Here is a 13,326-nt window from a genome sequence, read left to right on the forward strand (position 1 = left end):
GATGAGTGAGAGTGATTTTCTTGGTCGCGGCTGGCAATTTCCCCCCGCATTTTCAGGGGCCATCCGGCAAGTGTCGATGAACAGCGCGCAGGATAATATCAATCAGTCGATTGATTTGGTGCTGCGTACCGCGCGCGGCGAACGCTGCCTGCTGCCCTATTTCGGCAGTGAGTTACGCAGTTTTTTGTTCCGTCAGCCGGATGCGACCCTTAAAGACGAAATCATCCAGTCCGTGCGCCTCACGCTGCTTAATGACGAGCCGCGCATCACCGTTGAATCCATTGATGTCTCTTTTACGCCAGAGCCTGCCATGGTGGTGATCCATATTGGTTATCTGATAAGGCAAACCAACTCGCGGCATAACCATGTCTTCCCGTTCTCTCTGCTGGAAGGGACTAATCTGACCGTGGAGCAGCAGGGTGCGCATCAACGTTGACATCGATGCCCTGGCGGGCGACATCAACCGGCGACTGGATCCCGAGAGCATTGCCATTGATGGCCGTGATATGCGCGATCGTCTGGCATTTGTCGCCGCTATCGCGGATCTGATTGTCTTTTACGATGAGCACAACCAGGCGGCGGGAAACTGGCGCGCGCTGGTGTTAAAAGAGCCCGCGATTCTGCTGGCAGTGATCGGTAAAACGCCGTATCAACCCCTGCATTTTCGTTTTAACCAATTGCAGGAACGGCTAAAACAGTTTCAGGCGCTGCCTGCCGCCGCCACCCCGAATACCGAAGATAAACAGGCGGTTGCGCACCTGTTTTCTCTTCTGGACAGCATGTTCGGGCAGATCAATACCTGGCATCACTATTTGCCGCAGAGCGCCGTGACCTTTCCGTTGCAGAAATTCGTTAGCGAGGAGGTCAACGCGACCCTCTCGCCGTGCCTGTGGCGGCGGGTGGATATGCAGATTTGGCTGGCGCAAGCCTGGCCTGATTGCACCTTGCCGGGCCTGGATCTCAGTGCGTTTGGCGATGCGTGGCAATTTCGCGGCGCGCAGTTTTCCTATCCACGTTCGCCGCAAGAGGTCATGAGTACGCTTGAAAGACTCTATCAGCAGGTCTTTTCGTTCTTCGTTCAGGTGATAACCCATGCCAACAAGGCTTTCGATGCATTAAGCGAAGAGCAGAACGGTTTCCCCGATACGGCGTTGATCATTGCCTTTAACCGTCTGCTGGAATTTTCCCGGACGGGCCTGAACACCTTTAGCGGCCGTCATCTCGACTTTTACTATCAGCAGCTTTTGCACCAGCAACAACGCATGGCGCAACCGGATCATACGGTGATCTATCTGACGCCGGTTGAGGGGATATCCCCGGTGATACTGCCTGCCGGTACGCCATTTCTGGCAGGCCAGGACCCGCAAAAACAGCCGATTATCTTTGCAAGTCAACAGCCGATAGAGATCAACACCGCCCGCCCCGGACCGGTAATCAGTTGCCGCTACGCAGAGGATGACAATGGCGACTGGCAGCAGTATGTGAACACGCTGGCTCCGTCGAATCAGGTCCGTCGGGGCGCTGATAATACGGTCCTTGCCAGCGACTGGTTTGGGAACCGCGCGCCACAGACACAAACCCAGGGGTTTGCTTTTGCCAGCCCGATGTTATGGCTGGCGGGCGGTGCACGCGAAGTGTCGCTGACCTTTACCTTCGCGCAGACGGTCGATCCCAACGTCTGGCAGGGTGCGGCAATTGCCTTAAGCGGCGCACAACAGTGGCTGGATGCCACAGCCTGTGGCGTGTGGCAGCGGGGCGATAAACCGCAACAACTGATGCTGACAGTGAACCTGAACAGCGCCTTTCCACCGGTTTCGGCCTTTACTGCCGTGCCCCCCGCGCCCTTTGATATGACCGCTCCCTGGTGCCGGATTACCATGCCTGCGAAGGTCGATTTGCGCCAGCCGCCGCGGCTGCTCAGCCTGACCATAGCGGTCAACGTGACACAGAGCGAGGCGTTAAGCCTCAGTAACGACAACGGGCCGCTGGTGGCTGACAAAGTCATGCCTGTGTTTGGCCCTATCCCGGAGGTGGGGCATCACTGCTACCTCAACGCGCCGGAGTTGTTCGGCAAGCCCCTCACCACGCTGAGTCTGCAACTGTTCTGGGATAACCAGCCGCCGGACTTTGCCCGCTATTACGCCACCTGGAACCACTGGGCGGATGAAGACGACGAAGAGGCGAAAACCTGGAGTAACAGCGCGTTTCGCGTGACCTGGCAGGCGAACAGCGCCATGGGCTGGCAGATATTACCGGCGATGCTAACGATTGTGCCGCCTTCTGATGACGCGCCGCCCCCGCCAGAATCGGCTGCGCGCCGTTCATGGTGGCAACGGATCTGGCAGCGGCTACACAGCACGCCACACACGTTTTCTCCGCCAGAACCGCAGCTTCCGGGCGGACTGTTTGCCCAACAGGAGACGGGTAAAACCTGCCTCAATGCGCCTTCCAGCACCTGGACATTCCGCTTCCCGACGGCCCTGGCCTGGAATATGGAGAGCGCATCGACCGGGCCGGGTATGCGGATGACCCTGATTGCGCCAGGGCCGGGGTTTGGTTTTAACCTCTACCCGCAACTGGTGGCGGATATCAGCCTGGAGAATGCCAAAGCGCTGATGTCGCTGTTTGGCAAAAGCGACACCACGCCGATGCCAAACCTGCCCTGGGTGCCAAAAGCCAATCGGGCGCTGGTCAATTATCAGGCGAGCCAATATCTCGATTTCACCCGGCCGCTGGCTGCAAACAACGCATTCACGCTTATTCATCAGGGGACCTTAACGGACTACTGCTATTTTCGTAAGGCTGCCGGGGAAGAGGCTGCACAGATCTCGCTGGCGACGATGGCATTACAGCCAGATGCGGCTAACACTGCCGGGCTGGCGCTTTTCCAGGGCGTTAATCAGGCTGCAGGTTCACTCTTTTTCTCTCTCGCACAGGTGGTGGTTCCGTGCCGTCTGAGTCTGTTTATTGAACTGACGCAGGAGGCCGACCCGGATGGTGCGACGGCTGAGATCCAACTCTTTTACTGGAGTATTCACGGCTGGCAACCTCTCAGCGTAGTGAGTGATGAGACGGGGGGGCTACGCCGTTCCGGCATTATGGTGCTTGACCTGCCACAGGATATGGCGCTGGACTCTGCGGTGTTAAGCGCGACCGTGACGCCAGGGCAGCCGTGTGGCTGGCTGCTGATGACGCAAAATGTCGCGCAGCGGGTGCAAGTGGTGTACTGCAATACGCTGGCGGCGCGGGTACAACGCCAGCTTAACGTGACGTTGTCACCTGGCGAGCAACCAAAATTACCGGCAGGCAGTATTGTCGCGCCGCTTATCACTCAGCCCGCCATTGCCGGGGTCATTCAGCCGTTTGATTCTATCGGCGGCAGCCCGGCGGAAGACCCTGTTATGTTTCGCCAACGCGTTAGCCAGCGGCTCAGGACAAAAGATCGGCTGAGCAGCCAGTGGGATAGCCTGACCCTGACGCGTGAGGTGTATCCCAACGCGTTTTATACCCGGATGTTGCCAACGACCCGGCCTGGCGATCTGTGCGTCGGTGTGATCCCACGGTATGACAACGCTGGCGCTATCGGTGCGCTCCGCCCGGCTGTGTCGCCGGATGGTTTGCAACTGATCCAGCAATACCTCTCCCGACGCTTATCGGCGATGGCGCAGGTGTCGGTCTGTAATTTGCAGTACGAACCCGTACAGGTGATAGCCACCCTGGTGATTGGTGCATGGGTCAATGCCAACGATTTGCTGCATGCCCTGAACCAGGGGATCACGCTGTTTCTTTCACCGTGGATAGACGCGGCGCAGGTGCAATACGCCATGTCGCTTGGGGTCAGCCATGCCGCGGTATTGAGCTTTTTAGCCAGCTTCGACGGGGTGACCGCCGTACAGCGCCTGCAACTGTGCAAGTCAGATGCCGACAACGGCGAGGAAAAACCAGCCACAGACGGCCTGCTGGTCCCGTCCGACGCGCGCCGGGTTCTGGTGTCGGCCTTGACGCATCAACTGACGTTTATCCGCGCGAATAACGACGGGCCCGCGCGCGTCGCCAGCGCAACGTTGTCGATGCCGCAAAATACCTTATCGGAGGCCTGGTGATGAGCGAGATGATACCGGCTATCCCGCTGGCGCAGCAGGTGACGCAAAATAGCATTCAGTCCGGCCCGCTGCCTGCGGATCAAAACATCACCTTTCTCAAACAGGAAGGCATTCGCTACCTCAAAGCGATGGCGGGTCAGACGTGGAGTAATTACAACGACAGCGATCCGGGTGTGACGATCCTTGAGCAGCTTTGCTATGCCCTGACCGAACTGGGCTATGTGAACAGCTTCCCCATTGAAGATGTGCTCACCGGTCCCGATCAACGTATTGCCTGGGCGCAGCAATTCTTTGCTGCCGAAGAGATTCTGACCACTGGCCCCATAACCGTTGAGGATTACCAGAGGCTGGTGCTGGATAACGTGCCGGAGGTCGATAACGTCTACCTGACGCCGCTGCTGCGTGGGCAGGCGTCGACCGGCTGGTATCAGGTGGCGGTAGATGTCGCAGACAAAGCGCTCCCGGCGCAAGACGACGCCGTAAAGCGCCTGCTGGCGCGTATCGACAGGTTGCTTAACGGCCAGCGTAATCTCGGTGAAGGGTTCCTGGCACCGACGCTACTGAAAGCACAGGTCATTAATGTTACCGCCACGTTGTTTATGGCGCCGGATGCCGATGCGCAGCAGGTATATGCGCAAATCAACCAGGCGCTGGCGGGCTATGTGGCGCCATTGGCCCCGCGCTGCGGCTATGGGGAGCTGCGGGCGCAGGGGCTGGATGCCTGCGCTATTTTCAACGGGCCGGCAATGCATAACGGCTGGATCCCGGATGGCACTGTTGCGGCGCAAAAACGCAGCGTTATCCGCCTGATGGATATTGTGGTCTGTCTCAGCGGCGTTGAGGGTGTGCAGGGAGTGGCGGGGTGCCGGTTTAGCGATACGGAAAACGACGATGCCGACAGCATTTCGCTACAGGAAGGCTGTGTCGCACGACTGCGTTTTACGCCGTCATCCGCGCAAACAGAGGGGGCCACTGCGGGGGCGTCGGCGCAGCATGCGGCACTGAACGCGCTGGCCCAACTGCAGGCCCGGCACCAGAACAGCAGCATTGATGCGAAAATTGATGTCGCGCCCCCGTTGCCGGGTGGGCGTTATCGCAACATCGCGGCCTATTACTCGGTTCAGAATACCTTTCCGAATATTTATGCCATTGGGCCGAACTCATTGCAGGCCGATACGCCGGACTACCGGGTAGCGCAGGCGCGGCAGCTCAAAGGTTACCTGATGCTTTTCGACCAGGTGATGGCCAACCAGTTCGCACAACTGGCTAATCTGGGCAATCTGTTTTCGTTTGGCTTCACCCGAACGCCCGTCACCGGGCCAGAGGATGTCGGAAGCTTACTGACCCGGCCAGATCCGCTGCGTGGTATTCCCGACCAGCCTGCGATTCAGACCCTGTTTTGCCAGCCGTTGTATAACGTGCCCGATGTCCAGGCGCTGCTGCTGGGCGGCGAGCGTTTTCAGTATATCGCGCCGGATGACCCCTCCGATGCCCGCCTGCAAACACAACTGGCGTGGCAACGTTTTCAGCGCGATCCCTTTAATGCGTATCACTATGGCCTGGTACAGGCGATGGAGAGTACCGAAAACGCGGAGCAGCGCCGTGATGAGATGCTCAGCCACCTTCTGGCGCGCCACGGTGAACCGGCTGACGTGTACAACGCCATTATCGATGCTCTGCAGTGGTCTGGCGGTAAGCTGAAAACCCGGATCGTGGTGAAAAGCACCTGGCTGCTGAATTTACAGGCGCTCTCTTCCCGTCGGGCGCAGGCGGGCGATAGCTGGCGCGCCACGCCCGTAACACCGCCGGGGCGCTATCACCTTTCACATGAGGCGTATCGCCAGTGGAAGATGGCCTGTCCGCCGCCGATAGTGCCGTTAATTGATGCCTTATATCTGAAAAGTTTCGATAGCCCGCAAGCCATCACCGCCGCGTGCGCCAGAACCACCCTCCCGGCCAGAGGCAACGATGACGTCCCTCTTACCCTGCAGGCGATACTCCAGTGGCGGCTGCGCCTGAAAGAGGCGATTGTGCGCGAAGACGGCAATGTTCGCATTATCGAACGGGTGCTCAATGAAGACGGGGTGTGTCAACGTGACGGACAATGGGATCTGGCCAGGCTGGAGCGTCAGAGCCATTTGCCGGAGCAGACCTTTGCCGATTTCAGCACATTCGAACTGAAATGCGCCATTTTGTTGGGCCTGCCTGCACATTTGCGTCTGCTGGCCGCCACTCTGGGGCGCTTATTACAACAGCCGCTGTTTGTTGAGTGGTTGTCGGCAGGCAGCGCGTCACCGTTCCGGCAACCCGAACGAGATGACCCGATCACCGGTGATGTGTCGCTGGAAAAAAACACTGCGGGTTTAGCGGTATCCATCGGCAGCCGGTGCGTATTGCAACTGCCGGATACAGCGTCACTGACGGTCAATGACCTGCAGCAGTATGTTGATCAACTGGCCTGGCTGGGGGGCGTACGCCAGGGCATGGTGCTGGTTGAACAGGGTTTACTGCAAACACACCCGTCTGCAATGCCGCCGGATGACGAGGCGCCGATGAGTGGACTATCCGCCACGTTGGTGCTGCCGGATTATGTGATGCTAACCCGTGATCCTGCCTTTTTGCAGAGCCTGGATATGCTGCGGCAGTTGCACTGGCCGGGGCATATCGCTCTGGACGTTCGGCAGTGCAATCTTGGGCAAATGACGATGCTTATCAACGCCTGGTGTCAGTGGTACAACCTGCGTCTACCGGACGTGACACAATCCCCTCCAGCTTTTGCGCCACAGGCGACGGCGGCGCTTCTCAATGCCCTGCATACCGGGGACAACGGGAGGTCAGATGACGGTGCCTGAGCATATGATCGCCCGCTGTGAATGGCAGACGCGCTTCGATCACCCCACAAGCGGCGTCGCGTTGCAAAACGCAATCAGCCAGTGGAGCCAGCAGGTGATGCCCGCGATCCTGACGCGCTTTTTCGACCGCCACTGCCCGGCCACCGAGCGCTGGCGCATTGCGTCGCTTGAGCTCGATTTGGGGTCCATCGATCTTGATACCCTGGACGAGACGTTAGCGCAGCGGTTTGAAGCCGCGCTGGAGGAGGCGCTAAGTCGGGCGTTTCACCGCCAGGAGGTGCGTTTTCTTCCGGCATCGGTATTGCCGGGTCACACGGTGGCGGGTGAGATGACCGATTTGGACGCGTTGCGCTGGTTTTTACTGCACGGCACGTCGCCCTGGTGGCGCAGTGAGCGTCTCTCGTTGCTGCCACTGGTGGCGCAACTGTTACAAGAGGATGCGCAGCCCTTCACCCGGCTTATCCGCGACGTGGGACAGAGGGAGGTTGCGCGGCGGCGTATGGCCTGGCAATGGAGCGACAAACAGATTCGTCAGACCATCAGGCGGCTTGAGCCGTGGCATGCGGGGTTTATCTGCCACTATGCCGACAGGGTCATTGCCTGCCAGCAACAACAACGCATCGTACTACGCCAGGACAGCGGGTTTAGCGGACAGCTATGGTACTGGATCCTGACCCATCTGCTGGTTGAGCGTGGAAGCTTATTCAATACCCGCCAGTTTGTCCGCGCCACACTCTGGCAAATGGCGCAGCACTATCAACTGGATTTCCGCCAGCTTGTGGCAGGCCTGGCCCAGGCGGTTGAACGCTTGCAGATAAGCGGGCGTGTCGCACCGCTCTTTTTGCAGGTGCTGGCCGATTTACAACATGAAGAGACCCGCGAGCCCACGCCTGCGATAACGCAGCCGAATGACGATGACCTGTGGTTTCAGTTCCAGCGGCTGTTGCACCATCGCGCGGATAACTGGCGGCATAATGGTGATGTGGTCCATCTGGCGGAACTGCTGGCGCAACTTGCTGCGAAAGACCGGACGCGAACGGCGGGCATCCTGCGTGAGGAAGGGCGCGCGTCGCAGGTGCGTGATTACCTGTTACAGCGGTTAAGTACACCGCAACTGGCGCAACTGGTCGCCGTGCTGGAGCCGCGCGATCACCGCTTTATTATGACGCACATTACGCGCACCCAGGCGCTGTTGCGCCAGCGCCATCAGCCGCGACGGCTTATCTGGGAGGTGTTGCTGGCGTGGTTACTGGTCAATTCCGGTAGCCATTTCAGCCGCCGTCAGTTCGTGCAGGAAACCCTGATGGCTATCAGCGCCCGTACCGGCATGGACTATGTTCTGTTGTTGACGATGCTGATGCAGGCCGCCGTGCCTCAACCGCATCCTGGCCATTTTGAACTGCTGGTCATTTTGCACGAGCTGGTTCAGCAGCAGCGTAAGCGACACCATGCGGGCAGTCATCGCTGGCAACCGCTACGTGATTATCTGCGTTACGGGCGTTTTACCATGGGTGGACACCCCAGCCAGGATGTGACTCCCCGGACAGCGTTGATTACGCTACGCGCATTGCTGCTGATGCCTTCACCGCCCGGTGCGCTGCTGGCGGTGATACGCCAGTCGCGTACCGGCAGCGTTGATGAGCAGGTTCTGGCCCGTCGTCTGCTGGCCATTTTGACCGTGCAGGGTGAAGCCACGCTCTCTACGCTGCATCGGCTGATGCGGTTGCTGTCACCAGACTTAAGCGCTCCGGCGCTGGCACTGCTGGATACGCTGCGCCGCTGGAACCGACAGGGACGGTTGACACATTCCGGTGTAACGGTGGCGGATAACATCCTCGTCATCACGCTATTTCAGGCGCTGTTCGGGCATGCGGGTGGCGCCCTGACGTCCAGACAGTGGCTGTCGCGCGTGTGGACGCTCCTCGCTCGCCAGACGGCGACCACGCTCCCGGAGATGGTCCGCCGCTGGCAGCAAAACGCCCGGACCGATCGGAGCGAGGGGAAATTAGACGCTGCACTCTATCCGCTGGCGCCGTCAGAGGTTCAACGTCCGGCAGTGGACGAGCGCCTGCGTGGCGCAACACAAGTTCACCTGCCGCGCCGCCAGGTGGCGGATACGCTGGCGGTGCCGGATGCCGCGTCTTCTCCCGAACGGGAACGGGCGGAGCAACCCGACGAGCCAGACGAATACCAGGATGCGCTAACGCGCTGGTTGATTTCCGGCGTGCTGCCCGCACGGGTGATGACGGCGTCAATGTCTGTCGACGCATGGTTGCATGGGTTAATACGGCATGACCTGAAGGGGTTTCGACGGGCGGTTGCACCATACTTTGACCAGCCGGCGGTGCGCTACCGGTTGCAAAACCACCTCTCGCTGGTGCAGTTGTGTGAGATTTTTACTTCTGCCGGTCAACGTGCGCCTGTCAGTGCCAGTGTGCTGCGCGAACTCTGTCTGCTTCTTCCCGCGCTGCCGTTGCCCTTTATCAGCCAGGCTGTCCGTCAGGCGTTGTTGCTGGCCGGTTTACTGGAAGGGTGGTTGACCCGCGCCGGGGAGGTCAACGTATCCTGGCTTATTAACCAGCTCTGCTGGCGGCTATTACGCCACGGGGATTGCACAGTGGCGCAGTTGCGCGATGCGCTCAGCGCGCCCGGTCTGCCCGCCAGCCATAGCCTGCGATATCACCTTGAATATGCAAGCCGGACGCTACCATTAGCGGTAGAAGAACAGACCGCGATCGCCCGCGAAACATTGGATGTGCCGGGCGTTTCATCACCGCAACGCAGGCCAGGTCCGATGGTTATCAATAACGCGGGCATTGTGCTGCTGCAAAGCTATATCAAGCCGCTATTTGAGCGCCTGAAACTCATTCATCACGACCAGTTTGTCAACGCCAGCGCACAGCGGGCGGCTACGCACTACCTGCAATACCTCATTTGCGGGCAATCCCACAGCGAAGAGCATCACCTGATGCTGAACAAAGTGTTGTGTGGGCTGCCACTCGCACAGCCGCTGGAAGGCGGTATCGAGATCAACAGCAACGAGACAGAGATCGTCCACAGCCTGATTCAGGCGGTGGCGCAGTACTGGCCCGCTATTGGCACAACATCCGTGGCGGGATTTCAGGGTAACTGGCTGGTCAGGGGCGGCACCCTGACAGAAAAAAGTGAGCACTGGGATCTGGTGGTAGAGCGACGCGCTTACGACATTCTCATCCGTCGTTCGTCGTTGTCATACACCATTGTGCGATTGCCGTGGATGGGCAAACCGATTTATGTCACCTGGCCGATTTGAGCGGCGCTGTGACGGGGTAAGCCGTGGAACGTTAATCAACGAACGAAGGGGAAGGTGAAACGATGAACTCGTACCGGGAAAACGTGCAGAGCGCCGCTGGAAATACCCTTGCGGGCCTGTACGCGCAGCAGCAACAACTGCAATCGCAGAACTGCAGCGCGCAATACAGTTTGTACTATGCACAGGGCGCACAGCTCAACGCCTATGAGGGTCTGACGGAGGTGAAACAACAACTGCTGGCCAGCCGTTTGATAAGCGAGCAGGGGGTGGAGTGCGATAACCTGGCGACCAATCTGGACGCATCGGCAAAGCTGGTGCAACAGGCCACCGCGACCACCGTCACCAATAGCGCCGCCACGGCGGCGGGCATTCAGGCAGCGGCGAAGGCGATTTCGACGCTGGCGGCGGAACTGGGCAGTGCGTTAAACATTGCCGCAGCCGCCTGTTACGGCACGGATATCTACCGAAAGACGCTCGAAGCCAATAGCTTTATCCGCACGACCGCCAATCATGCGGAGTACATCACCCGGCTGGCAATGGACGCCGCCGCGGCAAGCTCCGAAGTGATTGCCACCGATCTGGTGAATCAATCCGCGCTGGCCCGTGCGGCACTGAAAACGGTGCAGGGGGCGGCCAACGCTCAGTTTAGCGCACTTTCCCAGCAGGTCGTTGCCGGGCAAACCACGCTCGCAACGGCCAGCAATGCTGAGAAGCTGGCCGAAGGGGCACTGGAGGATACCGGGCGCGAAATGCGCGCCATTAACAGCGCGGTGGAGGACTGCAATCGGGCGCTTAACTTCAATCTCATCGCCAGCGTCACCGGCACATTTGACGGTATTGCCGTGAGTCTGGATCCGTATCAGCAACCTTTTACCACCTGGCCGGAAGGCGCGGGGATCCACCTGGCAAGCGACATCACTATCCCTGCCGCGAATCCTGAACATTATGTCTTTATCGCGAAAGCGGAAAACGCCGGGAGCGTGAAACTCGAGCAGATAGAGGCGCTGTTTAATACCGAGCAGACGAAATATTTCCATCCGGTGACCGCAGATGACGGCTGGCAGGTAGTGCTGCCGGTGAGCGCATCAGGGTCAGCGGTCGCGGATATTGACGGTGATTCATTGGCCGCAGGCGTCAGTTACGTGGCAGGCGTATATGTCGTGCTGAGCCTGCCTTATCAGAAATATATCAATTCTTTCAATAACATCCTCTCCAGTGTTTCGCTCCCCGTCACCCTGCAGGCCCCGCTTGGCCAGGCAAAAGGCATTGCCTTTAGCCCGGACAAAAAATCGGTGCTGTTCACGCTACCGCCGTTGAGTGAAGACATCACCCAACAGGAGTTTCGCGTCATGTTATTGCACTCTGGGCAGCCGTTGACCGGAGGCTTTATGACGAGTGAGGACACCGATGCACAAAGTGGCGATGCGGCGATCGGTTTTTACTTCAATAAAGCGATTGCCGAACAGGTGCCGGGCGCCAATTACCGTGTGGCGCATTGCAGCAGTACGCAACTGGTTGCGGGAGGACTCGAGCGCAGCATGAAAGCGGTTATCCCGGACGACATGACCGACAACTTTGGCGCGCTGTTGGTCCCCGGTATCGAATATCTGCCGGTGGTGCTGGCGGTGCCGTCAGCCATCAACATCAACGCGAATGCCTGGAGTAGCACATTGGCGTTCGGCGCGAAGGCGGAAACGCTGATTCCGCTGGCGGGCAGTCGTGAGGATGCACCCGTTGTCGCGAAAGCCGCCGCCGCGGCCCCCAGCGCCAGTGGCGATAACAACGAACACCCCACCGAAAGTTAACCCATAAGGAGCGCAGAGGATGAAAAGCATGAAAAATGGCATTGCCGAACAGAAGAATGCCGAGATTGACGCGCTGACAAGTCAGGTGAATAAAGCGCAATTTCGGGTTAATCAACTGACGACTGTGGTGACGTCTCTGACGGCGAAACAGGCCAATTTCGCTGCACTGTTGACCGATGCCGACAGTAAAAAAGACGCGGCGCTGGCGAACCTGAATCAGGCTAAAACCCTGGTGGCTAACGTCGAGACGCTGCAGCGTTACTCCATTCTGGTCAGCCAGCAGACGGACAAGAGCCTGAGAAACGTCAGGGAGACGAGCAACCACATGGCGGAACTGATCGAACAGTTGATCTTTTCCGCAGACGTGGTGGAGAAACTCTCGGGATTTGTTAATCGCCAGAAGGCGGCGAACAACGTGATTCCCGATGCGCTGGTCGCCGTATTAAACCAGGCCACAAGCGATGCCAATAACGCCGTCGCATTAACCCTGACGGCGCTACAAAGCAGCTGTGCCAGCGCAGCCTCGGTGGACCAGGCAGGCAGCGTGTCGGCACTGGAAGCCAGACAGGCGCAGCAGTGGCTGACCCTGTTGACGGGAACCTCTGCGGATGTTCAGGAGAGCCTCGCGCAGAAACGGGTGAATGCGGTTATCAAAAGTGTTGAGAAGGTGCTCAAAGCGCTGGGTAAAGCACAGCGGGAGAACCAAAACCTGATGTCCCAGCAAAATGAGAAGACCCAGAAATATGAAGCGCAACTGGGGCAGCTCAACAGGCCTGTCACCCTTGAGGCGTCCGCCAGCGCTGTGTCTGCGGATAATGCGTCAGGTGACAGTGTCACCTCAAATGACACGGAGAGTGTCTCAGCGCAGAGCAGGAACGAAGAACTGTCCGAGCGTGTACTGAGCCTGCAACAGGAGGCTATCCAGGCCCGGCTGGCGATGGATACCGCGCGTCAGGAGTATCGCGACTCCAGCGAAACACTGAACAATCTGACCCGCCAGGCGGATTTCTATATCGCCCAACTCAACATTGTCATTCGCAGCCAGCAGGACAACGCGCTCTATACCCTGATTCAACGCGGTTATCAGCGCGCCGTTGAACGTTATCAGTCGGCCCTGGCGGCCAGCAATATGGCAAATACCCAACTGGAGTCTGCAAAATCCGAGCTGGCCCGCGCCACGGCGTCACTCAATTCGTTAAATGCCGGACTGGGGGCGGCAAAAGCGGCAGCCTTTGCCGCGTAACGATTCGGCAGGGGTCGCGTTTATCTGCCGG

At 58.8% G+C, this 13,326-nt stretch carries 6 protein-coding genes; all 6 read left to right on the top strand.

Annotated features, from left to right (window positions below):
- Position 1: 1 nt before the first annotated feature.
- The 6 genes from C5523_RS13090 to C5523_RS13115 all read left to right on the top strand — a co-directional run bounded on the left by C5523_RS13090 (position 2) and on the right by C5523_RS13115 (position 13,295).
- Complete coding sequence (locus tag C5523_RS13090; RefSeq protein ID WP_079497384.1) at positions 2 to 436, top strand: GPW/gp25 family protein; 435 nt, start codon at positions 2 to 4, stop codon at positions 434 to 436.
- On the top strand, positions 420 to 4,103 hold the full coding sequence (locus C5523_RS13095) for a hypothetical protein (protein WP_108701268.1): 3,684 nt from the start codon (positions 420 to 422) through the stop codon (positions 4,101 to 4,103). Before C5523_RS13090 ends, C5523_RS13095 begins: the two co-directional genes overlap by 17 nt.
- Positions 4,103 to 6,955 (top strand): hypothetical protein, encoded by a 2,853-nt coding sequence (locus tag C5523_RS13100; protein ID WP_108701269.1) that lies wholly within the window; start codon positions 4,103 to 4,105, stop codon positions 6,953 to 6,955. Before C5523_RS13095 ends, C5523_RS13100 begins: the two co-directional genes overlap by 1 nt.
- Complete coding sequence (locus tag C5523_RS13105; protein WP_108701270.1) at positions 6,942 to 10,247, top strand: contractile injection system tape measure protein; 3,306 nt, start codon at positions 6,942 to 6,944, stop codon at positions 10,245 to 10,247. The genes C5523_RS13100 and C5523_RS13105 overlap by 14 nt, the downstream gene beginning before the upstream one ends.
- A 62-nt stretch (positions 10,248 to 10,309) precedes the next feature.
- Positions 10,310 to 12,052, top strand: a complete 1,743-nt coding sequence (locus C5523_RS13110; RefSeq protein WP_108701271.1) for a hypothetical protein — start codon at positions 10,310 to 10,312, stop codon at positions 12,050 to 12,052.
- A 19-nt stretch (positions 12,053 to 12,071) separates the two neighbouring features.
- A complete protein-coding gene (locus C5523_RS13115) occupies positions 12,072 to 13,295 on the top strand; it encodes a hypothetical protein (protein ID WP_108701272.1) in 1,224 nt (407 codons plus the stop codon).
- Positions 13,296 to 13,326 lie beyond the last annotated feature (31 nt).

This window comes from Phytobacter sp. SCO41 (assembly GCF_003073275.1).
Taxonomy (GTDB): Bacteria; Pseudomonadota; Gammaproteobacteria; order Enterobacterales; family Enterobacteriaceae; genus Phytobacter; species Phytobacter diazotrophicus.